This window comes from Kitasatospora sp. NPDC059327, from assembly GCF_042752535.1.
In the GTDB taxonomy this organism is placed as follows: domain Bacteria; phylum Actinomycetota; class Actinomycetes; order Streptomycetales; family Streptomycetaceae; genus Kitasatospora.
Genome location: NZ_JBHYYB010000009.1, coordinates 115,014 through 140,702, shown reverse-complemented (window position 1 = coordinate 140,702; position 25,689 = coordinate 115,014). Strand labels below are relative to the sequence as shown.

At 74.6% G+C, this 25,689-nt stretch carries 18 protein-coding genes and 1 riboswitch; of the genes, 9 read left to right on the top strand and 9 right to left on the bottom strand.

Translation table 11 applies throughout. The annotated features are described in order from the left end of the window. Positions 1–35 precede the first annotated feature (35 nt). From ACFXHB_RS08980 to ACFXHB_RS08960, 5 genes are all read left to right on the top strand, one after another. Positions 36–1,025, top strand: a complete 990-nt coding sequence (locus ACFXHB_RS08980) for an ornithine cyclodeaminase family protein (RefSeq protein WP_380573178.1) — start codon at positions 36–38, stop codon at positions 1,023–1,025. After that, positions 1,016–2,356: a Y4yA family PLP-dependent enzyme gene (locus ACFXHB_RS08975; protein WP_380573177.1), complete on the top strand. Its 1,341-nt coding sequence runs from the start codon at positions 1,016–1,018 to the stop codon at positions 2,354–2,356. The genes ACFXHB_RS08980 and ACFXHB_RS08975 overlap by 10 nt, the downstream gene beginning before the upstream one ends. Positions 2,357–2,455: 99 nt before the next feature. Continuing rightward, positions 2,456–3,484, top strand: a complete 1,029-nt coding sequence (locus ACFXHB_RS08970) for a cysteine synthase family protein (protein WP_380573176.1) — start codon at positions 2,456–2,458, stop codon at positions 3,482–3,484. Between the two features lie 22 nt (positions 3,485–3,506). Continuing rightward, complete coding sequence (locus tag ACFXHB_RS08965) at positions 3,507–4,988, top strand: MATE family efflux transporter (protein WP_380573175.1); 1,482 nt, start codon at positions 3,507–3,509, stop codon at positions 4,986–4,988. 210 nt (positions 4,989–5,198) lie between these two features. Further along, a complete protein-coding gene (locus ACFXHB_RS08960; protein WP_380573174.1) occupies positions 5,199–6,368 on the top strand; it encodes a CopD family protein in 1,170 nt (389 codons plus the stop codon). Between the two features lie 108 nt (positions 6,369–6,476). Here ACFXHB_RS08960 and cobF read toward each other — a convergent pair whose 3' ends face one another. The 4 genes from cobF to aceA all read right to left on the bottom strand — a co-directional run bounded on the left by cobF (position 6,477) and on the right by aceA (position 11,246). After that, a complete protein-coding gene (gene cobF / locus ACFXHB_RS08955) occupies positions 6,477–7,232 on the bottom strand; it encodes a precorrin-6A synthase (deacetylating) (protein ID WP_380573173.1) in 756 nt (251 codons plus the stop codon). Positions 7,233–7,345: 113 nt separating this feature from the next. After that, positions 7,346–8,215 carry a 3-hydroxybutyryl-CoA dehydrogenase gene (locus ACFXHB_RS08950; protein ID WP_380573172.1) on the bottom strand — a complete coding sequence of 290 codons (870 nt, stop codon included), beginning with the start codon at positions 8,213–8,215 and terminating at the stop codon, positions 7,346–7,348. A gap of 26 nt (positions 8,216–8,241) precedes the next feature. Then, positions 8,242–9,852 (bottom strand): malate synthase A, encoded by a 1,611-nt coding sequence (gene aceB, locus ACFXHB_RS08945; RefSeq protein ID WP_380573171.1) that lies wholly within the window; start codon positions 9,850–9,852, stop codon positions 8,242–8,244. A gap of 101 nt (positions 9,853–9,953) precedes the next feature. After that, complete coding sequence (gene aceA, locus ACFXHB_RS08940; protein WP_380573170.1) at positions 9,954–11,246, bottom strand: isocitrate lyase; 1,293 nt, start codon at positions 11,244–11,246, stop codon at positions 9,954–9,956. A gap of 421 nt (positions 11,247–11,667) precedes the next feature. On the opposite strand from aceA, the gene ACFXHB_RS08935 reads away from it, so the two are divergent. Both ACFXHB_RS08935 and metE read left to right on the top strand, forming a co-directional pair. Continuing rightward, complete coding sequence (locus ACFXHB_RS08935) at positions 11,668–13,137, top strand: short-chain fatty acyl-CoA regulator family protein (protein WP_380573169.1); 1,470 nt, start codon at positions 11,668–11,670, stop codon at positions 13,135–13,137. A 121-nt stretch (positions 13,138–13,258) separates the two neighbouring features. Further along, positions 13,259–13,413: riboswitch (cobalamin riboswitch) on the top strand. Positions 13,414–13,571: 158 nt separating this feature from the next. Continuing rightward, entirely contained in the window at positions 13,572–15,881 is a 2,310-nt protein-coding gene (metE, locus tag ACFXHB_RS08930; protein WP_380573168.1) for a 5-methyltetrahydropteroyltriglutamate--homocysteine S-methyltransferase, read from the top strand. Positions 15,882–15,968: 87 nt separating this feature from the next. On the opposite strand, the gene ACFXHB_RS08925 is transcribed toward metE, so the two are convergent. Next, on the bottom strand, positions 15,969–16,757 hold the full coding sequence (locus ACFXHB_RS08925; RefSeq protein ID WP_380573166.1) for an SDR family oxidoreductase: 789 nt from the start codon (positions 16,755–16,757) through the stop codon (positions 15,969–15,971). Between the two features lie 118 nt (positions 16,758–16,875). Next, positions 16,876–17,445: a GNAT family N-acetyltransferase gene (locus tag ACFXHB_RS08920; protein WP_380573165.1), complete on the bottom strand. Its 570-nt coding sequence runs from the start codon at positions 17,443–17,445 to the stop codon at positions 16,876–16,878. A 145-nt stretch (positions 17,446–17,590) separates the two neighbouring features. On the opposite strand from ACFXHB_RS08920, the gene ACFXHB_RS08915 reads away from it, so the two are divergent. Next, complete coding sequence (locus ACFXHB_RS08915; protein ID WP_380573164.1) at positions 17,591–18,847, top strand: styrene monooxygenase/indole monooxygenase family protein; 1,257 nt, start codon at positions 17,591–17,593, stop codon at positions 18,845–18,847. A 39-nt stretch (positions 18,848–18,886) separates the two neighbouring features. Here the strand turns inward: ACFXHB_RS08915 and ACFXHB_RS08910 are convergent, their stop codons facing one another. Both ACFXHB_RS08910 and ACFXHB_RS08905 read right to left on the bottom strand, forming a co-directional pair. Continuing rightward, on the bottom strand, positions 18,887–19,567 hold the full coding sequence (locus tag ACFXHB_RS08910; protein ID WP_380573163.1) for a TetR/AcrR family transcriptional regulator: 681 nt from the start codon (positions 19,565–19,567) through the stop codon (positions 18,887–18,889). A gap of 108 nt (positions 19,568–19,675) precedes the next feature. Then, positions 19,676–20,548, bottom strand: coding sequence for a pirin family protein (locus ACFXHB_RS08905; RefSeq protein WP_380573162.1), 873 nt, complete (start codon positions 20,546–20,548; stop codon positions 19,676–19,678). Between the two features lie 202 nt (positions 20,549–20,750). Between ACFXHB_RS08905 and ACFXHB_RS08900 the strand changes: the two genes are divergently transcribed. Beyond that, the gene (locus ACFXHB_RS08900; RefSeq protein ID WP_380573161.1) at positions 20,751–21,515 is read left to right on the top strand and encodes an MBL fold metallo-hydrolase; all 765 of its coding nucleotides are present in this window, start codon (positions 20,751–20,753) and stop codon (positions 21,513–21,515) included. A 10-nt stretch (positions 21,516–21,525) separates the two neighbouring features. On the opposite strand, the gene ACFXHB_RS08895 is transcribed toward ACFXHB_RS08900, so the two are convergent. Then, the gene (locus ACFXHB_RS08895) at positions 21,526–25,440 is read right to left on the bottom strand and encodes an amino acid adenylation domain-containing protein (RefSeq protein ID WP_380573159.1); all 3,915 of its coding nucleotides are present in this window, start codon (positions 25,438–25,440) and stop codon (positions 21,526–21,528) included. Positions 25,441–25,689: the final 249 nt, after the last annotated feature.

Sequence of the window (25,689 nt, the reverse complement as noted above, 5' to 3'; positions counted from 1 at the left end):
CACCCTCAGCCCCACCACCTCGAAAGGGGACCCCCGTGGACCGGGACGACACCACCCTGCGCGTACTCTCCACCAGCGACCTCGCCGGCCTGGACATCTCCCTCGCCGACGTCGTCGACACCGTCGAACAGGCCTACCGCACCCTGGCCGCCGGCCGGTCCGACAACCCGCGCAAGCTCACCGTCAAGCCCGCCGACGGCCACTCCGTCTCCTACGCGATGCTCGGCCGGGACGGCTCCCGCAACGTCGTCGCGATCAAGACCTCCTACAAGCACGGACTGCACGAGAGCCGCGAGAACCAGCACTACTACACGACGCTGACCATCTACGACGACGTCACCGGCCTGCCGGTCGCGATGATGGACTGCTCCCGGATCGGCTCGCTGCGCACCCCGGCGGTCTCCGCCCTGCTGGCCCGCGAGTGCGCCGCGCCGGACGCGCGCACCGCCCTGGTGATCGGCACCGGTACCCAGGGCCGGCTCGCGCTGCCCTTCCTGCTCACCACCCTGCCGAAGCTCGACCGGCTGCTGCTGTCCGGCACCCACCCCGAGGGCATCGCCGCCGTCCGCGCCGAACTCGCCCGGCACTTCCCCGACCGCGAGATCGAGCTCGTCGAGGACCTCCGACGGGCCGCCCGGGACGCCGACGTCCTCGTCGCCACCGCCGGCGGCCACACCACCGCCGCCGTGGAGGCGGACTGGCTGAAGCCCGGCGCGGTGTCGATCCTGGTCGGCCACGGCCTCGCCCCCTCGACGCTGCACCGCGCCGACCGGGTGATCGCCACCAGCGAGGCCCAGATGCGGGTCACCGGCACCGACATGGCCGACGAGAACGGCGCCTTCCCGACGGTCGACCTGGAGCTGCCCGTCGTCCTCTCCGGGGTCTCCAAGGCCCGCACCGCACCCGAACAGCGGATCTTCGCCTACAACAGCGGCCTCGTCGTCACGGACATCGCGCTGGGCCACCGGTTCGCCCAGCTCGCCACCGCCCAGGGCCTCGGCACCGAGGTGGCCCTGTGGCGCTGACCCTGCCCGCCCACGCCGACCCGCTCACCGACCGGATCCAGGCCGCCGGCCTGCTGCCCGAACTCGCCCACGGCCTGGGCGGCCCGTTCCACTACCTGCTGCCGGAACGCTTCGACGCCAACCTCGCCGCCTTCCACGCCGCGCTGGCCGAGGCCGGGGTCGAGGGCCGGGTCCACTACGCCAAGAAGGCCAACAAGGCCTCGGTGTTCATGGACCGCTGCGCGGCGGCCGGCGCCGGCGTCGACGTCGCCTCCCCGGGCGAGCTGCGCGACGCGCTCGGCCACGGCGTGCGCGGCGAGGACCTGGTGGTCACCGGCCCCGCCAAGACCGAGCACCTGCTGCGCGTCGCCGCCCGGCAGGGCGCGCTGATCGCCGTCGACGCGCTCGACGAACTGGACCGGGTGCTGGCCCTCGGCGACGCCCGCCCCGCCCGGATCCTGCTCCGCTGCCACCCGCCGGCCCAGCCCCGCAGCCGGTTCGGCCTGGACGGCGGCCAGCTGGAGGAGGCACTGCGCCGCTGTGCCGCCGCCCCGGACACCGTCCGGATGGAGGGCTTCAGCTTCCACCTCTCCGGCTACGAGGTGCGGCCGCGCACCGACCTCGCCGGCGAGGTCGTCGAACTCTGCCTCAAGGCAAGGGTGTTGGGTCTGCCGGCGGACCGGATCAGCATCGGCGGCGGTTTCGCCGTCGACTACGTCGCCGCGGACGCCTGGCAGACCTTCCTCGCCGAGCAGGGCCCCGGCCACTACCACGCCGGAAAGGCCTTCGCCCCGGAGGACTTCTACCCGTACCACTCACCGGTCGCCGGGGCCGACGCGCTGCGCGCGATCCTCGCCGCGAGCCCCGGCGGCACGGGCCCGAGCCTGGCCGAACGGCTGCGGCGGGCCGGGGTGCGGCTGCTGCTGGAACCCGGCCGCGCCCTGCTGGACCGCGCCGGATCGTCCGTCTTCCAGGTCCAGGGCGTCAAGGACCGCGCCGGCTACGGGATCGTCACCGTCGACGGCACCAGCCTGAGCCTGTCCGAGCAGTGGTTCAACAGCGAGTACCTGCCCGACCCGGTGCTGCTGGGCGACCACGCCGCAGCCGGCCCGGCGGAGCCGTTCCCGGCCTGCGTCGGCGGTGCCAGCTGTCTCGACTCCGACCTGCTGACCTGGCGCAAGATCGCCTTCCCGGCCCGGCCCCGGGTGGGCGACCTGCTCGTCTACCCCAACACCGCGGGCTACCAGATGGACTCCAACGAGTCCCCGTTCCACGAGCTGCCGCTGCCGCCGAAGGTCGTCATCGACCACCCGGAGGGCAGCGCGCGTCCGCGCTGGCGGCTCGACCGCTGACCCCGGCCCGCCGTCCCCGCACCGCCCGCACCGCCCGCCGTCCCCGCACCGCCCGCACCGCCCGCCGTCCCCGCTCTCGCCGTCCCCACGGAGCCCCGCATGAACGACGCCCTGCACCGCCCGCCGGTGGTCACCCGGATATCCGACCTCATCGGCTACACCCCGCTGTTCGAACTCGCCCGCGCCGACAACGGTGCCCGTCTCCTGCTGAAGCTGGAGATGTTCAACCCCACCGGCAGCGCCAAGATCCGGATGGCCCGTCAGATGGTCCTCGACGCCGAGGAACGCGGCGAGCTCCGCGAGGGCGGCCACATCATCGAGTCGACCTCCGGCAACACCGGTCTGGGGCTGGCGGTCGTCGCCGCCGAGCGCGGCTACCGCTTCAGCGCCGTGGTGGACAACCACGCCGCCGTCGACAAGCTGCGCGGCATGAAGGCGATGGGCGCCGACCTCGTCCACGTCGACGGGGACGGCGGGGAGGAGCTGCACACCGCCGCCCGTGAGGAGCTCGCGGAGGAGATGGCCCGCGGCCGGGAGAACACCTTCTTCACCGAGCAGCACAACAACCCCAGCAACGCGGTGGGGTACTACGCCGTGGGCCGGGAGATCGCCCAGGCCCTCGACGGCCGGGTCGACGTGCTGGTCGGCGCGGTCGGCACCGGCGGCGGCCTGTGCGGCACCGCCCGCGAACTGAAGAAGGCCGTCCCCGGCCTGAGCGTGATCGGTGTCGAACCCAAGGGGTCCATCGCCTTCGGCCCGCCCGCCCACGACTACTACCAGTCCGGCACCGGCACGCCCGAGGGGGCCGGCATCGGACTGCTCGTCGACTACGACCTCATCGACGAAGGCGTCAAGGTCGGTGACATCGAGGCCTTCGCCACCGCCCGGGTGGTCGCCCGCCGCACCGGTCTGCTGATCGGCGGCTCCGCCGGCGGCGTCGTCCACGAGGCCCTGACCCGGCTGCCCGCCCTCGCGCCGGACTCCGTTATGGTCGCGTTCATCAACGACGGCGGCGAGAAGTACATGGACACCGTCTTCGACGACGAGTGGATGAACGCCCGCGATCTCCTCGTCCCGGCCGTCGAGGCCGAGATCGACGAGGCCCTCACCAAACTCCGCAGGCCCTGACTTCCAGGAACGTGACCCCGCCATGCAGCAGCTCGCCACCCTCGCCCGCGACAGCCGGGCCCTCGCGGCCCTCGCCGTCCCGCTCGCCCTCACCCAACTCGCCCAAGTCGCCCTGACCACCACCGACACCATCATGATGGGCGTGCTCGGCACCGAGGCCCTGGCGGCCGGCGGGCTCGCCCTGGTCGTCTTCAACCAGCTGCGCACGATGGGCGTCGGCCTGGTCACCTCGGTCGGCAACCAGGTCGCCGCGGCCGCCGCCCGCGCCGAACGGGCCGGCGTGGACGGACCCGGCGGGAGCGGTACGGACCCCGACCCCGGCGCGGCCGGCGACCCCGGCGACCCCGGAGACCCCGGCGACCCCGGTGCGGAGGTGCGTGACCTGGTGCGGGCCGCGATGGCCGTCGCCACCCTGGCCGGCCTGGCCGGCGCCGTCCTGATGGTCCTGATCGGACAGGCCGCCGGCCTGCTCGGCCAGGACGCCGCCGTGGCGGACCGCGCGCAGACCATGCTCGTCGCCCTCGCCCCGGGCCTGCTGCCCTGCCTCTGGTTCCAGGCGATCCGTCAGTTCAGCGTCGGCATGCGCCGCCCGCAGGCCCTGCTGCAGATCACCATCGCCTCGGTGGCCGTCAACGCCGCCCTCAACTGGGCGTTCATCCACGGCACCTGGGGCCTGCCGGAACTCGGCCTCACCGGCATCGGCGTCGCCACCAGCAGCGTCTACCTGCTCTCCTTCCTCGCCCTCTACGCCAGCGCCCGCCGTGACCCGCTGCTCGCGCCGCTGCTGAGCCTGGACTTCTGGCGCGCCGACGTCCCCACCGTGCGGCGGCTGCTCGGCCTCGGCACCCCGATCGCCGCGACCTACGGCTCCGAAGCCGGGTTCTTCTCCGTCACCGCGCTGCTCGCGGGCAGCTTCGGCGCCGCCGCGCTCGCCGCGCACACCGCCGTCAACCAGCTGATCTACATCGTCTTCCAGGTCGCGGTCGGCCTCTCGCACGCCGCCTCCATCAACGTCAGCCGCGAACTGGCCCTCGGCGCGTACCCGGCCGCGCGCCGGATCAAGAACACCGCGCTCGCCTGCGGAGCCGCCGTCACGGCGCTGGTGGGCATCGTCTACCTGGTGCTGCCCGAGCTGGTGCTGCGGCCCTTCTTCGACCCCGACGCGCCGGCCGACCAGGCGGGTCTGCGGATCGCCACCGGCCTGCTCGTCGTCGTCGCCGTCCTGCAGTTCTTCGACTGCGCCCAGAACATCGGCGTCGGCCTGCTGCGGGGCCTCGACGACACCCGGAGCGGTTTCCGGATCACCCTCGTCGGCTACTGGCTGGTGGGTCTGCCCGCCGCCTGGCTGTTCGCCTACCCGCTCGACGGCGGGACCAGGGGCCTCTGGCTGGGCCTGCTCGTCGGCCTCGCCACCACCGCCGTGCTCCTGCTGCGCCGCTACGGCCTCGCCCTCGGCCGCAAGGAGGCCGCCGCGCCCGCCGAGGCCGTGCCGGCGGGCGCCTGACCCGGCGCCCGGGGGCGTCCCCACCGGGCCGGCCCGGGACCTGCCCACCCGGCCGGCCCCGGGCTGCCCGCCCCCGTCCCAGCGGGTGGAACGTCGCCGAGGGGGCGGCTCGGCCCGCCGACCGGCCGGTAGCTCACAAGAAGATGACGATGGAACGTCTGATGTCGTCCCGATGGCTTACAGTCTCTTTATTTAGGTTAGCCTCACCTCATGGATCACGCCCTTCTGGCCGCGAACACGGCCGCCTACGCCATGCCCCAGAGCTGGCGCCTCCTCACCAAGACCGGCTACTTCCTCGGCCTCAGCGGCGCCATCGGTGCCACCGTCACCTACGCCACCACCGTCCGCCCGGCGCTGCGCGCCGCGGAAACCGAAGGCCGGAACGCCGAGGTGCTGCGAAGTAGATCGGCGACCTACCTGGCCTGGACGGGGGTGGTGCTGCTGATCGCCGGGTACTTCCAGCTCGCCGCCCGCCTGGCCCGCGCCGGCAAGGGCATGCCGTTCGGCGACGCCCTCGCGCCCGGACGGCTCTGGGACTACCTCCAGGCCCCGGCCGCCAAGGGCGCCTGGATCGCCCAGGGCACCGTGTACCTGGTCCAGAACGCCGTCCTGCTGGTGACGGCCGCGGTCCTGGCCGCCCTGTTCGTACCGGCCGTCCGCCGCCACGCCGACGCCGTGGCCCTCACCGCGCTGCCGCTCGCCCTCGCCGTCACCCTGATCGCGGCCGTTCCCGCCACCAAGCCCGTCGACCTGGACAAGTGGCTCGACCTGGCCTTCGACCAGACCCACATCGTCTCGGGCACCGTCTGGCTCGGCGGCCTCGCCCTGCTGGTCGCCCTCGCCGGCACCCGCGGCCGCCTCGGCGACGACGCCGGCCTGCTCTGGGCCGAGCTGTGGCGCCGGTTCAGCCTGGTCGCCATGGTCTGCGTCGGCGCGGTCACCGTCTCCGGCCTCTGGCTCAGCTGGAAGCACGTCGGCGCGATCTCCCAGCTGTGGACGACCGGCTACGGCATCGCCCTGCTGGTCAAGATCCTCCTGGTCGCCGGCCTCGTCACCGCGGGTGCGTTCAACCAGTTCTGGCTGATGCCCCGGATCGCCCGGGCCCGCCGCGCCGACGACACCTCCTCGCTGCTGCACCTGACCCTGCGGCACTTCCCCAAGGTCGTCTGGGGCGAGGTCGTCCTCGGCGTGGCCGTGCTGGTGGTCCTGCCCTTCATCGCCGGGTCCGCCCGGACCGAGGCCGGCAGCGCGAAGGCCGTCTCCTCCGGCGGCGTCTTCGCCGCCGGCGCGGCCCTGGCCCTCATGCTCGCCGTCTCCTTCTACGCCACCGCGAAGGCCGCCGAGGCGCTGTCCCGCCGCCCGGTCGCGGCCGGGGTCTGAACGCCCGACCGGTGTGGGCCAGGGGTCCGAACGCCCGCGCGGCGCCCGCCGGACCCGGTCCGGACCCACCGTGCGGTGCTCCCCCCGGGGGGAGCACCGCACAGTGGGTCAGCTCTCCGAGCGGCGGAGCAGATAGGTGTCCATGATCCAGCCCTTGCGCGCGCGGGCCTCCTCGCGCAGCTCGCGGATCCGGGGGGCGGTCTGCGCGAGCGGTCCGGCGGCGAGGATCTCGTCCGGGGTGCCGAGGTAGGCGCCGTAGAAGATCTCCAGGCCCTCGGGGTCGATCTCGGTGAACGCGGCCCGCCCGTCCAGCATCACCACCACGTCGTCCACCTCCTCGGGGAAGCCCGCGGCGAGGCGGCGGCCGGTGGTGATCTGTACCGGGCGGCCGACCCGGGTCAGCGTGGTGCGGTGCCGGGCGGCCAGCGCCGAGACGCTGCTGATGCCGGGGATCACCTCGTAGCCGAAGCCGCCGCCGCGGGCCAGCACCTCGTCGACCACCGCGATGACGCTGTCGTAGAGGCTCGGGTCGCCCCAGACCAGGAACGCGCCGGTCTCGTCCGGCCCGAGGTGTTCGGCGATCAGCCGCTCGACCAGGTCCGCCCGGCGGATGCGCCAGTCGTCCACGGCCGCGGTGTACGCCGGGGTGGTGCGGTCCCGCTCCGCGTCCGGGACCTCGACCACGCGGTGGCCGGGCCGGGCGTGCTCCGCCAGCATCTGCCGGCGCAGCCGGATGAGGTCCTGTCGTTCCTCGTTCTTGTCGAGGATGAAGAAGACGTCGGTGCGGGCGAGGGCCTTGGCCGCCTGCAGGGTGAGGTGGTCGGGATCGCCCGCGCCGATGCCGATCAGGATGATGTGCTGCATGCAGTGATTGTGCCGCCCTCGGCCGCCGCCCACGGCCCGCGGTCCTTGCCCGCCGCCCGCGGCCGCCATCCGCGGCCCGCCGCCCGCTGTCGATCGCCCGCCGCCCGGCCGGCTCAGGCCGCCGCCCGGTGCGGGTGGAAGCCGCGGCCGGACTTGCGGCCGAGCAGGCCGGCCTCGACCATCCGGGCGAGCAGCGGCGGGGGCGCGTACAGCGGCTCCTTGAACTCGTCGTACAGCGCCCGCGCGATGGCCAGGACGGTGTCCAGGCCGATCAGATCGGCGAGTTCGAGCGGCCCCATCGGATGGGCGCAGCCGTGGACCATGGCGGCGTCGATGTCCCCGGCGGTGGCGTGGCCGGCCTCGGCCATCCGGATCGCGGACAGCAGGTACGGCACCAGCAGGGCGTTGACGACGAAGCCGGCCCGGTCGCGGGAGCGCACCACGTGCTTGCCTAGGACGCCCTGGGCGAAGTCCTCCACCCGGTTGAGGACGGTCGGGTCGGTGTGCAGCGAGGCGACCACCTCGACCAGCGGCATCACCGGCGCGGGGTTGAAGAAGTGCAGTCCGAGGACGTGCGAGGCGCGGCCGGTGGCGATGCCGAGCCGGGTGACCGGGACGGCGGAGGTGTTGGTGGCGAGCACGGCCCGGTCGTCGGCCAGCACCTTGTCCAGGGCGGCGAGCACCTGGGTCTTCACCGCCTCGTCCTCCACCACGGCCTCGACGACCAGCTGGCGGTCGGCCAGGGCCTCCAGGTCGTCGGCGAACAGCAGGCGCGCCCAGGCGTCCTCGCGCCCGGCCGGGTCGAGCCGGCCGCGGTCGACCGCGCGGTGCAGGGAACGGTCGATGCGCGCGCGGGCCGCGCGCAGGGCGTCCGGCCCCCGCTCGCACACCACGGTGTCCAGGCCGGCGCGGGCGAACACCTCGGCGATGCCGGAGCCCATCTGTCCGGCGCCGACCACGGCCACCCGTCGGATCTCGTCCATGTCGCTGTCTCCTTGCTCGGGGCGGTTCAGGCCGCGGTGCGGACGCGGACCAGGTGGCGGGCGTAGGCCTCGGTGGTGAGGAAGGCGGGGAGGTCCGCGCCGAGGGCGGTCTCCTCCAGGACCCGGACCGCGTCGTCGACCAGCGCCGGGTCGGCGCCCTCGGCGAGCAGCGCGGCCCGTTCGGCCACGATCAGCCGCCGCACCAGGTCCGGTGTGGCCAGCGAGCCGCCGGCCAGCCGGGTGCAGTGGTGCTGCCACTGCCAGAGCTGGCAGCGGGCGATCTCGGCGGTGGCGACGTCCTCCATCAGGCCGAGGACGGCGACGGCGCCCGTGCCGCCGAGCCAGGCGGTCAGGTAGCGCAGGGCCACCGCCACGTTGGAGCGCACGCCCTGTTCGCTCGGGAGGCCGACGGGCAGGCGCTGCACGGCGAGCAGGTCGACGGCCGTGACCTCGACGTCCTCGCGGCTCCGGTCGAGCTGGTGCGGCCGCTCGCCCAGCACGGCGTCGAAGACCTCCCGGCAGGTGGCGACCAGGCCGGGGTGGGCGACCCAGGAGCCGTCGAAGCCGTCGCCGGCCTCGCGCTCCTTGTCGAGCCGGACCTTGGCCAGCGCGGCCGCGTTGGCGGCCGGGTCCCGGCCGGGGACGGCGGCGGCCATGCCGCCGATGGCGTGGGCGCCGCGGCGGTGACAGGTGCGGACCAGCAGGTCGGTGTAGGCGCGCAGGAAGGGCTGGGTCATGGTGACCCGGTCGCGGTCGGGCAGCACGAAGCGGGGCCCCCGGTCGGCGAAGTTTTTGATCAGGCTGAACAGGTAGTCCCAGCGGCCGGCGTTGAGACCGGCGGCGTGCTCGCGCAGCTCGTAGAGGATCTCGTCCATCTCGAAGGCGGCGGTGATCGTCTCGATCAGCACAGTGGCCCGGACGGTGCCGCGCGGGATGCCCAACTCGGCCTGGGCGAAGGTGAAGACGTCGTTCCAGAGCCGGGCCTCCAGGTGGTTCTCCAGCTTGGGGAGGTAGAAGTACGGACCGCTGCCCCGGTCGATCTGCCGCTTTCCGCAGTGGAAGAGGTAGAGGCCGAAGTCGACCAGCGCCCCGGCGGCCGGCCGGCCGTCGACCAGCAGATGGGCCTCGTCGAGGTGCCAGCCGCGCGGGCGGACCACGATGGTGGCGGGCGCGTCGCCGACCCGGTAGCGCCTGCCCTCCGGGGTGGTGTCGTCGATCCGGCGCTCGATCGCGTCGAGCAGGTTGAGCTGCCCGGAGACGAGGTTGTGCCAGGTGGGGGAGGTGGCGTCCTCGAAGTCCGCCAGCCACACCCGCGCACCGGAGTTCAGCGCGTTGACGGTCATCCGGCGCTCGGGCGGTCCGGTGATCTCCACCCGGCGGTCGTGCAGTCCGGGCCCGGCGCCGGCGACCCGCCAGGAGGCGTCCTCCCGGACGGCGCGGGTCTCCGGGCGGAAGTCCGGCGTGGCGCCGGCGGCCAGCGCGGCCGCCCGGCGCGCGCGCTCGGCGAACAGTTCGGCGCGGCGGCCGGCGAAGGCGCGGTCGAGGCGGGCGACGAACTCCAGGGCGCCGGGGGTCAGGATCTCGTCGAAGCGGTCCTCGGGGGCGCCGAGGACGGTGATGCGGCCGGTCGTGGTCATCTGCGGTCTCCGGAGGGCAGGGCCCGGGGCCTCGTCCCTCAACGAGGCCCCGGGCGGTGGGGCGGAAGGCGGCTCGTCCCCGACGAGACCGCCGGGGTGGCTCAGTGGAACTGCTCGGCCTCGGTCGAGCCGGCCAGCGCGAGCGTCTCGGCGTTCGGGTTGAGCGCGGTGCTGACCGCGTCGAAGTAGCCGGTGCCGACCTCGCGCTGGTGCTTCACGGCGGTGTAGCCGTCCGGCACGGCGGCGAACTCGGCCTCCTGGAGGTCGACGTAGGCGGTCATGCCGCGCTCCGCGTAGCCCTTGGCGAGCTGGAACATCGAGTGGTTCAGCGCGTGGAACCCGGCCAGCGTGATGAACTGGAAGCGGTAGCCCATCGCGCCCAGCTCGCGCTGGAACTTGGCGATCCGGTCGTCGTCCAGGGCGGCCTTCCAGTTGAAGGACGGCGAGCAGTTGTAGGCGAGCATCTTGTCCGGGTACTCGGCCTTGAGCGCCTCGGCGAACTCGCGGGCCTGGGCGAGGTCCGGGGTGCCGGTCTCCACCCAGATCAGATCGGCGTGCGGGGCGAAGGCCAGACCGCGGGAGATGACCGGGGCCATGCCGGGCTCGACCCGGTAGAAGCCCTCGGCGGTGCGCTCGCCGGTGCAGAACCGGGCGTCGCGCTCGTCGACGTCGGTGGTCAGCAGGGTGGCGGCGAGCGCGTCGGTGCGGGCCACGATCACCGTCGGCACGTCGGCGATGTCGGCGGCGAGACGGGCCGCGTCGAGGGTGCGGATGTGCTGGGCGGTGGGGACGAGCACCTTGCCGCCGAGGTGGCCGCACTTCTTCTCGGAGGCGAGCTGGTCCTCGTAGTGGATGCCCGCCGCGCCGGCCGCGATCATGCCCTTGGTGAGCTCGAAGGCGTTCAGCGGGCCGCCGAAGCCGGCCTCGGCGTCGGCGACGATCGGCACCAGCCAGTCCGGGCCGTCGTTGCCCTCGGCGGCGTCGATCTCGTCGGCCCGCAGCAGCGCGTTGTTGATCCGCCGCACCACCTGGGGCACCGAGTTGGCCGGGTACAGGCTCTGGTCCGGGTAGGTCTGGCCGGCCTGGTTGGCGTCGGCGGCGACCTGCCAGCCGGACAGGTAGATCGCCCGCAGCCCGGCCCTCACCATCTGGACGGCCTGGCCGCCGGTGAGCGCGCCGAGGGCGTGCAGGTAGTCCCGCTCGTGCAGCTGCGCCCAGAGCCGCTCGGCGCCGCGCCGGGCCAGCGTGTGCTCCTCGCGCACCGTTCCGGACAGCCGGACCACGTCGGCCGCGGTGTAGCCACGCTCGACGCCCGCCCACCGGGGGTCGGACGCCCATCGGGCGGCCAGCTCCGCCGCCCGTCGCTCCTGCTGCTGCCGTACCGACTGGGTCATGATCCGCTCCCGGGGATGCGTGTTGCGAAGGGTGTGAGGGTGCTCACCTCGTGGGTGGAGGTGCGGCCGGGGCGCCGGGCGGGCGGCTGGGGCCGCCGGGACGTCGGTGCCCCCACGGGCCCGCCGCCGGGCTGAAAATGCCTGGTGGAGCGGGCTGTTGGTGGTGCGCCGACCGGCCGCGGTACCGACTCTGGCACCCCCGGGCCGCGCCGTCACCGCTGGACGGCGGCCATGTTCTGCGAAGCGCGGCCTGTGAATCGGCGAAGTCTGCGAAGGTCCCGCCGGCGGACGCCCGGCTATGCTGCCGGGCACCGGACGGGTCGACGGCAGGCAGGCGGACGGCAGGCAGGCGGACGCGTCGACAGCACGGGGAGCGCCGACGGCCGGCTCGGACGGATCGACGGCAGGGAGAGAGGGCCGGATGGGAAAGACCTTCGCCGGCGCACGGCTGCGCCGGCTGCGCGAGGACCGCGGACTCAGCCAGGCGGCGCTCGCCCGGCTGCTCGACCTGTCCCCCAGCTACCTCAACCAACTGGAGCACGACGCCCGCCCGCTCACCGTCCCGGTGCTGCTGCGCCTCACCGAGGCCTTCGGCGTCGACGCCGGGTACTTCGCGCCGCCGGACACCGCCCGGCTCACCGCCGAGTTGCGCGACTCGCTCGGCGAGGAGCTCCTCGCCGGCCGCCTCACCCCGGGCGACCTGGACGACCTCGCCACCCGACTGCCCGCCGTGGCCCGGGTGCTGGCAGACCTCGGCCGCGGCCGCCGGGCGGCCGCCGAGCAGCTCGCCGTCCTCACCGGGGACCGCGGCCCGGCCGCCGACACCGCCCGCACACCGCACGAGCTGGTCCGCGAGTTCTTCTACCGTCGCCGCAACTACCTCCATGAACTCGACCTCGCCGCCGAGGAGTTGGCCGCCGAGATCGGCCTGCGGCGGGGCGGGGTCCGGGAGGCCCTGGCCGAGCGGCTCGCGGCCGGGCACCAGGTCCGGCCGGTCGTCGGGGGCGAGCACCTGCACGCGTACGACCCGGACAGCCGGGTGCTGCGGCTGTCCGACCGGCTGCGCCCGGGCCAGCAGGCGTTCCGGATGGCGACCCAGCTGGCCTACCTGGAACACGACGCGCTGCTCGGTGAACTCGCCGCCGAGGACAGCGCGCCCGGGTCGACCGCCTGGTCCCTGACCCGGATCGGGCTGGCCAACTACTTCGCCGCCGCCCTGGTCCTGCCCTACCGGGTCTTCCACGCCGAGGCGGAGGCGGCGCGCTACGACATCGAGCACCTCGCCGACCACTTCGGGCTGGGGTACGAGACCGTCTGCCACCGCCTCAGCACGCTCCAGCGGCCCCGGCTGCGCGGGGTGCCGTTCTCCTTCGTCCGGGTCGACCGGGCCGGCAACGTCTCCAAGCGCCAGTCCGCCACGGACTTCCACTTCTCCCGCACCGGCGGCACCTGCCCGCTGTGGAACGTCTACGAGGCCTTCGCCGCCCCCGGCCGGGTGCACGTCCAGGTCGCCGCGATGCCCGACGGCCGGCGCTACCTGTGGACCGCCCGGGCGGTGTCCCGCTCACCGGGCGGCTGGGGGCGGCCGGGCAAGACCTTCGCCGTCGGCCTCGGCTGCGAGCTCCGGCACGCGTCCAGGCTCGTCTACTCCGCCGGGCTCGACCTCGCGGACGAGGCGGCCGCGACCCCGATCGGCCTCGGCTGCAAGGCGTGTGAGCGCCCCGCCTGCCCGCAGCGGGCCGCGCCCGCGGTCGGCCTGCCCCTGGCGGTGGACGAGCACACCAGCACCTTCGTGCCCTATCCCGTCCGGGTCGGAGCGGCGGTTCGCCCGGGCGGCGCCGCACAGCCGGGGGGAGCGGGGCGGTCCGGGGGAGCGGGGCCGCGGGGGTGACGGGGCGCCTCACCTGCCCACGCCACCATCCGCGATCCGGACAATCGCCGACGCGACGCCGTCGATGGGCCTAGGGTGGGCGGTGCAGTCGGTTCGCCGTGTCCTCCAGCCACGGCGTCGCAAGAGGGAACCCGGTGGAAATCCGGGACTGCCCCGCAGCGGTGAGTGGGAACGACCGCCGTCACATGCACTGGGTCCCAGCGGGGCCCGGGAAGCGACGGCCAGTAGGGGTCCGCCTGGTTCGCCAGATGGACGTGCCCGCGAGTCCGAAGACCTGCCACTGCCCGCGTGCACCCCGCACGCGGTGATCTCGGTGACCTCGAGGGCGGGTCGGCGGAGCGGGCGGGCCCATCCTGGTGCCGTGCCCCCACTGTCGTACCTCCACGCCGTCGCGCTCTCCCGGGATCGCAGCGCGACTCGCGAAGGAGAGTTCCGTGTCATCGAGTTCCACCGCCCCGCAGGCCACCGTGTACGGCTACCCGCGGCAGGGTGCCGACCGGGAGCTGAAGAAGGCCGTCGAGGGGTACTGGGCCGGCCGCGTCACCGCCGCCGCCCTGCACGCCGTCGCCGCCGGACTGCGCCGGGACAACTGGCGCCGGCTGACCGAGGCGGGCGTCACCGAAGTCCCCACCGGCGACTTCTCGCTCTACGACCACGTCCTGGACACCACGGTCGCGGTCGGCGCGATCCCGGCCCGCCACCGCGCCGCCGTCGCGGCCGACCCGCTGGACGGCTACTTCGCCATGGCCCGTGGCACGCAGGAGGTCGCACCGCTGGAGATGACCAAGTGGTTCGACACCAACTACCACTACTTGGTACCCGAGTTGGGCCCGGACACGGTCTTCGTGGCGAACTCCGCGAAGCCGGTCGCCGAACTGCGTGAGGCCCTGGAGGCCGGTCACCGCGCCCGGCCGGTGCTGGTCGGCCCGCTGACGTACCTGCTGCTCGCCAAGCCCGCCCCCGGCGTGGCCGCGGACTTCCGGCCGATCACCCTGCTGGACCGGCTGCTGCCCGTCTACGCCGAACTCCTCGCCGACCTGCGCGCCGCGGGCGCCGAGTGGGTCCAGCTCGACGAACCGGCCCTGGTCCAGGACCGCACTCCGGCCGAGCTGAACGCCGCCACCCGGGTCTACCGCGAACTCGGCGGGCTCACCGACCGCCCCCGGCTGCTGGTCGCCAGCTACTTCGACCGTCTCGGCGAGGCCCTCCCCGTCCTGGCCAAGGCCCCGATCGAGGGCATCGGCCTGGACTTCACCGGTCCGGGCGCCGCCAACCTCGACGACCTCGCCGCCGTCGGCGGCCTGCCCGGCAAGCGCCTGGTCGCGGGCGTGGTGGACGGCCGCAACATCTGGATCAACAACCTGGAGAAGTCCCTCGCCACCCTCGGCACCCTGCTCGGGCTGGCCGACCGGGTCGACGTCGCGCCGTCCTGCTCCCTGCTGCACGTCCCGCTCGACGCCGACGCCGAGCGGGACCTCGACCCGCAGGTCGCCCGCTGGCTGGCCTTCGCCCGCCAGAAGACCACCGAGATCGCCACCCTGGCGCGCGGCCTGGCCCACGGCACTGACACCATCGCGGCCCAACTGGCCGCCAACCGTGCCGACCTGGCCTCCCGCGCCGCCTCCGCGCTGACCCACGACCCGGCCGTCCGGGCCCGCGTCGCCGCCACCACCCCCGCGGCCGCCCGCCGCGCCCAGGCCTACCCCGAGCGCGCCGAGGCGCAGCGGACCAGGCTGAACCTGCCGCTGCTGCCGACCACCACCATCGGCTCCTTCCCGCAGACCACCGAACTGCGCACGGCCCGCGCCGATCTGCGGGCCGGCCGCATCGACGACGGCACCTACCGGGACCGGATGCGGGCCGAGGTCCGTGAGGTGATCGCCTACCAGGAGAAGACGGGCATCGACGTCCTGGTCCACGGCGAGCCGGAACGCAACGACATGGTCCAGTACTTCGCCGAGCAGCTGACCGGCTACCTGGCCACCCGGCACGGCTGGGTGCAGTCCTACGGCACCCGCTACGTCCGCCCGCCGGTGCTGGCCGGCGACATCTCCCGCCCGCACCCGATGACCGTCGACTGGTACCGCTACGCCGCCGATCTGACGGACCGTCCGGTCAAGGGCATGCTCACCGGCCCGGTGACCATGCTCGCCTGGTCCTTCGTCCGGGACGACCAGCCGGTGGGCGACACCGCCCGGCAGGTCGCGCTCGCCCTGCGCGACGAGGTGACCGACCTGGAGGCGGCCGGCGCGGCCGTCATCCAGGTCGACGAGCCGGCGCTGCGCGAGACCCTGCCGCTGCGGGCGGCCGACCGCCCCGGCTACCTGGCCTGGGCCACCGAGTCGTTCCGGCTCTCGACCTCCGGGGTCCGCGCCGACACCCAGATCCACACCCACATGTGCTACGCCGAGTTCGGCGCGATCATGACCGCGATCGACGAGCTCGACGCCGACGTGATCTCGCTGGAGGCGGCCCGTTCGCACATGGAGGTCGCCCACGAGCTGGCCGAGGCCGGCTATCCGCGCGAGGTCGGCCCGGGTGTCTACGACATCCACTCGCCCCGGGTGCCGAGCGCCGGGGAGGCGGCCTCGCTGCTCCGGGCCGGACTGGCCGCGATTCCGGCGGAGCGGCTCTGGGTCAACCCCGACTGCGGTCTGAAGACCCGCGGTTGGCCGGAGACCAGGGCCTCGCTGGAGCACCTGGTCGAGGCGGCCCGGGTGGTCCGCGCCGAGCTGGCGGGCTGACCGGCGGGCCGGGACGGACGGCCGCCGTTCGTCCCGGCCCGTCCGCCGCCACCCGGCCCCGGGCGGGGGAGTCGCGGCGCGGCGGGTTCAGAGGGTGGTGACCAGCCCGCCGTCGATCCGGAAGTCGGCGCCGGTGACATTGCCGGCCCGGTCCCCGGCGAGCAGCAGGACCAGGTCGGCGACCTCCTCCGGCCGGGTGAAGCGGCCGGTGGCCGACTCGGCGGCGGCCTGCCGGACGACCTCGTCGGCGCTGCCGCCGCCGGCCTGCGCGACGGTCGCGGCGACGCCGTCGACGCCGAGCCACAGGGCGGTCGAGACCGGACCGGGGCTGATGGTGTTCACCCGGACGCCGCGCCCGGCGACCTCCTTGGAGAGGGACTTGCAGAAGTTGGCCAGCGCCGCCTTCGCGGCGCCGTAGTCGATGACCGCCGGGTCGGGCAGCGAGGCGTTGACCGAGCTGACGGTCACGACGGCGGCGCTGCCCCGTGCGAGGAGATGCGGCAGCGCGGCCCGGGTGGTGCGGACGGCGGTCAGGAAGTTGACCGTCAGTGCCTGCTCCCAGTCGGCGTCGGTGACGGACAGGAAGCCGTCCGGGCGCGGGCGGACGGCGCCGACGTTGTTGACGAGCAGGTCGAGCCCGCCGAAGTGGGTGACCGCCGCGTCGACCGCCCGGGCCGGGCCGTCCGCGGCGGTGAGGTCCACCCGCAGGGGCAGGACGTCGGCCGTTCGGCTCAGCCCGGCGAGGTCCTCGGTCAGGGTGCGGGACGCGGCCAGCACGCCGACGCCCTCGGCGGCGAGGGCCCGGGTGACGGCGAGGCCGATGCCCTTGCCCGCGCCGGTGACCACGGCCGCCTTGCCCGACAGGTGCAGGTCCATCCGCGACTCCTCCAGCGTGCTGCCGGGCGCCACCCGCCCGGTCGGGCGCGGCTCACGGTGGCACCCTCGCAGCAAAGCCCCCGGACCGCATCCGGGCGCCGGCCCGCGCCGCCGGGGTTCAGCGGCCCGGCCGGGCCGGTCCGGAGAACACGTCGCCCGGGGCGGTCCACTCCTCGGCGAGGAGGCCGAGCACGACCTCGTCGCGGTGGGCGCCGTACGCCCAGGCGGAGCGGCGCAGGGTGCCTTCGAGGGTGAAGCCGAGCCGGGTCGCGGTGGCGATCATCGGCAGGTTCTCGGCGAGGGTGTCGATCTGGAGGCGGTGGAGTCCGCGGACGGTGAAGCCGTAGTGGCACAGGAGGGCGACGACCTCGCGGGCCAGGCCCCGGCCGCGGAACGCGGGGCGCAGGGAGATGCCCAGGTGGGCGGTGCGGTTGTGGGTGTCGATGCCCCACAGCAGGGCCTCGCCGGCGAGTTCGCCCGAGGGGAGGGCGCCGACGGAGAAGCAGGCCGCGTCCTCCGAGGGCGCGGCCACCGCGTACGGGGACTCGGCCGCTCCCGGCGCGATGGGCTGCCAGGGGCGGGAGTCGGCCCGGGAGCGGGTCATGACGTCGTCGTACAGCTCAGCTTGCAGGACGGGGACGTCGGCGTCGTGTCGGGCCCGGAGGGCGACCTTGGCGGTATGTAGCATGTCACATTGCTATCAGGGGCGCGGTCGATCGCACCAGCGGATTCCGGCGCTGTCCGCGCGGTGGCGCGGGCGCCCGGGATCGGCCCCCTGGGCTCGGGGTCGTCGGCTGACCTACCATCAGAACCGTTGTCCCCGGGAGGTGTTCATGCGTCGGATCGCCGTCGTCGGAGCGGGTCAGGCGGGTCTGCAGCTGGCGTTGGGCCTGCTCGCGGGCGGGTACGAGGTGACGGTGGTGGCGGAGCGGACCGCGGCGCAGGTGCGCGGCGGCCGGGTGCTCTCCACCCAGGCGATGTTCGGCCCGGCGCTGCGGATCGAGCGGGCGGCGGGGTTGGACCTGTGGGCCGGTCGGGCGCCCGCGGTCTCCTCGGTCCGCTCGGTGCTCGTGGCGCCGCCGGGGGTGCGGGCGCTGGAGTTCACCATGACGCTGGACGACCCGGCCCAGTCGGTGGACCAGCGGCTGAAGACGGCCCACTGGCTGGAGCTGGTCGCCGAGCGCGGCGGCCGGGTCGAGCACCGCACCCTGGACCGCGCGGCCCTGCGGGAGTTGGCCGGGCGGCACGAGCTGACGGTGGTGGCCGCCGGCCGGGGCGAACTCGCCGGGATCTTCGAGCGGGACGCCCGGCGCTCGCCGCACGACGTGCCGCAGCGGTCACTGTCCTGTCTCTACGTGCACGGGGTCGGCTCGCCGGATCCGGCGACGGAGCCCCGTGCCCGGATGCACGCGCTGCCCGGCCTGGGGGAGTTGTACCTGCAGCCGGCGCTGACCCTCTCGGGGCCGTGCGAGATCCTGCTCTGGGAGGCGGTGCCCGGCGGGCCGCTGGACTGCTTCCCCGACCGTCCGGGCCCCGCCGCGCAGTTGGCCCGGATCCGCGAGGTCCTGGGGGTCCACCTGCCGTGGGAGGCCGAGCTGTGGGGCTCCGCCGAGCCGACCGACGCGGGGGCCGGGCTGTACGGGGCGCTCACCCCGACGGTGCGCCGGCCGGTGGCCCGGCTGGACGGCAGCGGCGGGGAGGTCCACGTGCTGGGCATCGGTGACGCGCTGGTGCTGAACGACCCGATCACCGGCCAGGGCGCCAACAGTGCCGCCCGGGCCGCGGACGCCTATCTTCGGGCGATCACCGCGCACGGCGGGGAGCCGTTCACGCCCGCGTGGATGCACGCCACCTTCGAACGGTTCTGGCGGGAGCACGCGCGCCACACCGTCGACTTCACCACCGCGATGCTGGCGATGCCGGAGCACCTGCGGGGTGTGTTCGGCGCGGCGGCGGCGCACCCGGCGGTCGCCCGACGCCTCGCCAACACCTATGCCGAGCCGGCCGACCACGCGGCCTGGCTCGCCGCGCCGGAGTCGACCGCGGCCTACCTGGCCTCGGTCGGTCAGGGAGCCGCGGACCGGTCGTGATCCGTCCGGACCGGCCCCGGGCCACCCGGCCCGGTCAGGTCAGGCCTGCCCCGGCCCCGCGTACCGGGCGAGCAGGAGGTCCACCCCGGAGCCGATCAGGGTGGCCAGCCGGGCGTCGTCGAGCTCCTCGTCGGGGGCGAAGGTCCGCATCAGCTGCGGGACGCCGAGGGTGGCGGCCACGAGCTGCTGGACGGCGAGTTCCGGCTCGGGGGCGGTCAGCCGCCCGCGCCGGTCGAGCTCGGTGAAGGCCTCGGTCAGCGGCCCGTTGATCATGTCGTAGCTGAGCCGGTACCAGAGCCGGCCCAGCTGCGGGAAGCGCTCCGTCTCGCCGATGACCAGCCTGCGCAGCGACATGATGTCGGGGCGCAGCAGGACGTGGGCCCACGCGGTGCCGAGGTCGACCAGGGCGGCCCGCAGGTCGGGGGCGTCCACCAGGGTGGAGGTGCTGGACTCCAGTCCGGCGTAGGTCTGCGGCAGGACACCGCCGATGACGGCCAGGAAGAGCCGCTCCTTGCTGCCGAAGTGCTTGTAGATGGTCGCCTTGGAGACGCCGGAGCGGCTGGTGATCGCGTCCATGGACGCGGCCGAGTAGCCCTCGGCCAGGAACTCGGTGAGCGCGGCCTCGATGATCGCCCGGCGCTTGCGCTGGGCGGCGTCGGTCGGGTCCGGGATGACCGGGATGCCGTACTCGTCCGTCGCGTCCGCTGTGTCGGCGCCCATGGCGGTGTCCTCGGGGTGCTGGTCCTGGATGGGGGAGCCCAGTGTATGAACTGAACCGTTCGGTACGCAAAGGCGGCGGGGGCGGCCGGCCCGGGGGCCGGGGTCGCTTCACCGGGGGAGCCGCCCCATCAGGCCGAGGCCGTGGTCCCGCTGGGCCTGGTGCAGCTCGGCGACGGTGTTCATCACGAAGGGCCCGCTGCGGGCGACCGGCTCGCCGATCGGCTCGCCGGCCAGCACCAGGACCTCGGCGGCCCCGCCGGAGGCCTCGACGGTGAAGCGCTCGCCGTCCTGGGCGAGCACCGCGAGATGGCCGTCCGGCAGTCGCGCGTCGGGCGTCGCGGCCTCGCCGGACAGGACGTACAGCAGGGCGTTGTGCCCGGCGGGGGCGGTGAACTCGGCCCGCGCGCCGGCCGCCAGGCGGGCGTGCACGACCAGGACCGGGGTGTGGGTGGTGAACGGTCCGGTGGCGCCGTGGGTACTGCCGGCGATCACGGTGAGTTCGGCGCCGCCCTCGGTGGTCACCACGGGGAGGTCGGCGGCCTCCGCGTTCTGGCTGCGCGGCGGGAGCGTCTTGAGGGCGGCCGGCAGGTTGACCCAGATCTGCAGCATGTGCTGGCGGCCGCCCGCGGCGAGGAACTCCTCGGTGGGCAGCGCCTCGTGGACGATCCCGGAGCCGGCGGTGAGCCACTGCACGCCGCCGGCGCGGACGACCGCGTGGTGGCCGCGCGAGTCGGCGTTCGCGATGTCGCCGTCGATGACGTACTGGATGGTCTCGAAGCCGCGGTGGGGGTGCGGCGGGGCACCCTTGGCCTCGCCGGGGGCGAGCTCCACCGGGCCGACCTGGTCGACCATCAGGAAGGGGTCGAGGAAGGGCAGGTCGGCGGTGGGGAGGGGGCGGCGGACCGGGAAGCCCGCGCCCTCGTGGGTGTGGACGGGGCGGACGACTCGGACGGTGGACCGCGGGGCGGTGGTGGTGGTCATGGCCCCAATGAACTACACGATTCAGTTCACTGTCAAGACTGAACCGTTTGGTTGACATAATGAACTGAGCGGTTTAGTTTCCTCGATGTCGCACCGCTGCGCCGAACGCCCGTTCGCCGCTTCCCCCTCCCGGGGCCGTCCCGGCCCCGCCCCTCCTCCTCCGCTCGCCGCCCGCCGTCCTCCGCCCCAAGGAGCGTCCGACATGGCCGTCCCCGTCACCGCCACCTATCTCGGCACCGCCACCGTCCTGCTGCGGATCGGCGACCTGACCGTCCTCACCGATCCCGCGCTGGACCGGGCCCCCTCCGACTACCCGGCCGCCCGCCCGCTGCGCCGCACCGCCGGTGCCGCGCTCGGCGCCGAGGACCTGCCGCCCATCGACCTCGTCCTGCTCTCCCACGACCAGCACGCCGACAACCTCGACCGCGCGGGCCGGGAGGTGCTCGGCCGGGCCGGGAGGGTGCTCACCACCCCCGAGGCCGCCGAGCGGCTGGGCGGCGCGGCGGCCGGCCTCGCCACCTGGGAGAGCGTGCGGTGCACCGCCGGTGCGACCACCGTCACCGTCACCGCGACCCCGGCGCGGCACGGACCGGCCGGCACCGAGCCGGTCACCGGCCCGGTCACCGGCTTCGTGGTGGAGTACGAGGGCGGCACCCTCTACATCTCCGGCGACACCACCCGCCACGACGCCCTGCGCGAGATCGGCGAGCGCTTCACCGTCGACACGGCCTTCCTGCACCTGGGGGACGCGCACTTCCCCGCCACCGGGGACCTCGCCTTCTCGCTCAGCGCGGCCGAGGGCGCCGAACTGGCCCGGACGCTCGGTGCCCGCCAGGTGGTCCCGCTGCACTTCGAGTCCTGGGAGCACTTCGTCGAGGACCCGGCCCGCATCGCCGAGGCGTTCGCCGCCCCCGACCTGGCCGGCCGGCTGCGGATGCTGCCACCCGGCTCGGCCGAGGCGCTCTGACCGGCCGGCCTCAGCCGACCGGCCGGGCCCGGATCGCGGCGACCAGTTCGGCGATGCCCTGCTCCCTCAGCACGCCGTAGTGGTCGCCGGCCAGTTCGACCACCAGCGGCGGCGCGGCGGAGTAGCCGGAACTCCCCTCGATGAAGGAGTAGTCGTCACCGGCCGCCTTGACGATGGTCACCGGCGCCTCCAGCCGCCGCCGCGCGAGTTCGCCGAAGCTGTAGTCGAACTCGTAGGTCTGCCCGACGATCCGGCAGATCCGGCGGATCAGCTCCTCGCCCAGCTCCGGCATCAGGCGGTGGACGACGGAGGTGAAGCCGTCCTCGTCGTGCGCCTCGGCCAGGCAGGCCTCCAGGCCGGGCCCGCCGACGGAGCCGGCGAAGACCGAGTAGAGGATCGCGACGTAGGCGGGGTTGCGGTAGGAGGCCTCCCGCCCGTGCCGCCCGCCGCCGGCCCGGCGCAGCTCCGGATTGCCGGGGCAGATCAGCAGCAGGTCCGCGACCCGCTCGCCGGCCCGCTCCAGCTGCCAGGCCGTCTCGAAGGCGACCCGGGCGCCGAAGGAGTACCCCCACAGGGTGTAGGGGCCGGTGGGCCGCACCCGGCGGATCTCCGCCAGATCGGTCGCGGCCATCTCCCGGATCGTCGGGTACGGCGTCTCCCCGGCGTTGATGCCGTGCGCCTGGACGCCGTAGAACGGCCGGCCCACGGTGCGCCCGAGCAGGCGCAGGTTCATCGGATAGCCGCCGAGCCCCGGCCAGCAGAACACCGGGCCGCCGGTGCCCTCGCGGTGCAGCGGCACCAGCCGCGAGCCGGGCTCGCCCGCGTCCCCGTCGATCCGGGCGGCCAGATCGGCCAGTTTCGGGCTCTCGAACAGGATCTGCAGCGGCAGCCGGGTGCCGAACTCGCGGTTGAGCCGGTTGATCAGCGCCACGGCGATCAGCGAGTTCCCGCCGGCGGAGAAGAAGTCGTCCTCCACCGACACGTGCTCGTACTTCAGCGCCCCGCCCCAGGCCGCCGCGAGCCGGTGCTCGGTCGGCGTCGACGGCGGGACGTCCGGGCCGCCCGGGCCCGCGTCACGGACCGCGGGATCGGCGGCGAGGGCCTTCGCGTCGACCTTGCCGCTGGCGGTCAGCGGCAGCTCGTCCAGGACGAGCACCCGGTTGGGGAGCATGTAGTCGGGCAGGACGGCGGCCAGTTCGTCCCGGACGATCTCGGCCGGTCCCTTCATGTGGACGGCGTCCTCGATCATGCCCTCGCTGCGGATCTGTTCCTCGCTCACCTTGCCGCCGAGGAAGAAGTACGACGGGCCCGGCTCGATCCCGCAGGAGGCCAGCACGGCGTCGATCCGCCGCGCGGCCGGCAGCGGGTGCCCGCTCTTCGAGCTGTAGCCGGAGGACATGAACCCGAGGCCGAGGGCGAGCCCGGCGCGCTGCAGCCGGTGCAGCGCCGTGCCCAGGCCGATGTACTCCAGCCACGGTTCGTCGGCCCGGCTGACGGCGGTGATGCCGAAGCCGGCCCGCCCGTACACCTGCTGGTTGATCGCGATCACGTGCCGCGACCGCACCAGCTCGTCCGAGATCCGGGTCAACGCGCCGTCCGCGTAGCGGTACTGGCCGGCGGGCAGGCCCGTGACCCGCCCGGGGTGGGCCTGGACGTAGAACTCGGTGCGGTCCGGCCGCGGCCGGCCGTCGGCGGGGCCGATCCCGAACGAGCCGAGGTAGTGGTCCTCCTCGGCCACGTCCAGCCCGGCCCGGACGGCCGGCCGGACGCCGAGCGGCCGGACGGCCAGCCCGTGGGCGGGCAGCACCTCCTCGAACACGCCCACCATGTGGCCGGCCTCGAACTCCAGCACCTCCAGGATGTTGTTCCGGTACACCGGCGCGATCGCGCGCCGCTTGCCGAGGAAGTGGACGGTCAGGCCGGGGCACCCGGTACCGTCGCCGACCCGTACCAGGGTGTGCTCGACCGGGTGGTAGTAGTACACCCCGGCGTCGAGACCGTCGGTGCCGCCGGTCTCCAGGTACAGCTGGGTGGCGTACAGCGCCCCGGGGGAGGCGTAGGCGTACTTCGGCAGCAGCCGCTCCGGGCTGTGGAACTGGCCGAACCACCTGAGGATCGATCCCAGTTCGGCCAGGCCCGGTCCAGCCGCGCCCGGTCCGGCCGGCTCCGGGGCGGCCGGCTCCGGGGCGGTGGGCGGCGCGAGCAGGGCCAGCAGGTCCTCCCGGGTGACCGGTCCGCCCTCGTAGAAGCGGTAGGTCTTGCGGGCGAAGGTCTCGCGCCGCTGCCGACCGCTCTCCCGCCGGCCGGGCAGCGCCACCACCGGCCGGCCGGCCAGCTCGTCGGCGTCCCGCACACCGGGATCGGACAGCTGCGTTCGGACCTGCAGCCGGCTCGCCTTGGACTGGTGGTGGCCGCCGTGGTTGCCCTGGTCCATCAGGGCCGCCTCCCCGGGGTTCAGCTCCACGCAGGCCACCAGGTTCCGGTGACCGGTCCGCGGGTCGTCGGTGACGATCGCGGCCGCCCGGCGGACCCAGGTGTGCTCCTCGACGGCGAGCGCGATCTCGTCCAGTTCGACCCGGTAGCCCCGCAGCTTGACCTGGTTGTCCACCCGGCCGGCGCACTGGAGGGTGCCGTCCGGGTTCCAGTGGGCGAGGTCCCCGGTGCGGTACAGCCGCTCGCCCGGGAGGTGCGGGGAGGCGACGAAGCGCTCCGCCGTCAGGTCGGGCCGGTTCAGGTAGCCGCGGGCGAGTTGGACGCCGCCGATGTACAGCTCGCCGGTCGCCCCGGGTTCCACCGGCGCCAGCTCCCGGTCCAGGACGAAGCACCGGGTGCGGTCGACCGGCATCCCGATCGGCACCGACCCGGCCTCCCCGGCCACTGCGGCGGGGTCGACGGTGTGGGCGGTCGCGTTGATCGTGCACTCGGTCGGCCCGTACAGGTTGACCAGCGTGGCCCGCGGCAGCGCGGTGGTGAGGGCGCGGGCGAGCCGGCGGGAGAGCGCCTCGCCGCCCGAGTAGAGCCGCCGCAGCGTGCCGCAGCTGCCCAGCCGCTCGGTGTCCAGCAGCGCCTGGAGCAGGGTGGGTACGCACTGCAGCGTGGTCACCCCGTGCTCCCGGACGGTGTCGATCAGGGCCTCCGGATCCCGGTAGACCCCCGGTGCGCCCATGACGACCCGGGCGCCGCCGGCCGGTGCCAGGATCTCCCACTGCGCCGCGTCGAAGCTCATCGGCGTCTTCTGCAGGACGACGGCGTCGGTCCCGAGGTGGCCGCGGGCGGTGAGCCAGCGCAGTTGGGACACGATGGCGCGGTGCTCGATCATCACGCCCTTGGGCCGGCCGGTGCTGCCGGAGGTGTAGATGACGTAGGCGAGCGACTCCGGCCGGGGGCTCGGCGGCGGGTCGGCCGGGCCCTGGCTCTGGTGCGGGAACGGGTGGGCGCGGTCGGCCCCGGCGTCGCCCGGCCGGCCGCCGTCCCGGAGTTCCCGGCCGCCGTACGGGTCGGCGGAGGTGACGATCCGGGTGCCGGGCGGCGCGAGCGCGGCCAGCCGGGTCCGCAGGTGCTCCTGGGTGACGATCACCCCGGTCCGGCTGTCCTCGATCATGTAGCGGATCCGGTCCTCGGGGTACTCCGGGGAGAGCGGCAGGTAGGCGGCTCCGGCGTACAGGATTCCCCAGGCGCCCACCATGAGGTCCGGCGAGGGCTCGACGTAGAGGCCGACGCAGTCGTCCGCCGCCACCCCGAGGTGGTGCAGGTGGTCACCCAACTCAGCGGCGGCGGAGCGGAGTTCCCGGTAGCTGAGGTGCCGGCCGGCGCCGGTCACGGCGACGGCGTCCGGCCGTGCGGTCACGTGTTGGTCGAGCAGGTCGGGCAGGCAGCGGGCGCGGCGGGTGTCGTGGACGGTGAGCTGCGGGGACTGTGCGGACATGGTGGGATCCCCATCGGGTGGCGGGACGGATGGCGTCGCCCGGCGTACCGGGCTTGTCACCCAAGGTCCGCCGCCCGCTGTCCCGGCCGCCTGGGGCACGGGTCGGCTCTTCCGCCCGGAGCCGGTCCGGCGGCGCCCGGGTCCGGTCCCGGGCGCCGCGGCCGCGGCCGGGCCGCAGGTCCCGGGGCAGGGCCGGCCGGGAGAGAGCGGGCCGGGTCAGGGCCGGCCGGGTCAGGGAGGTCCGGGGCG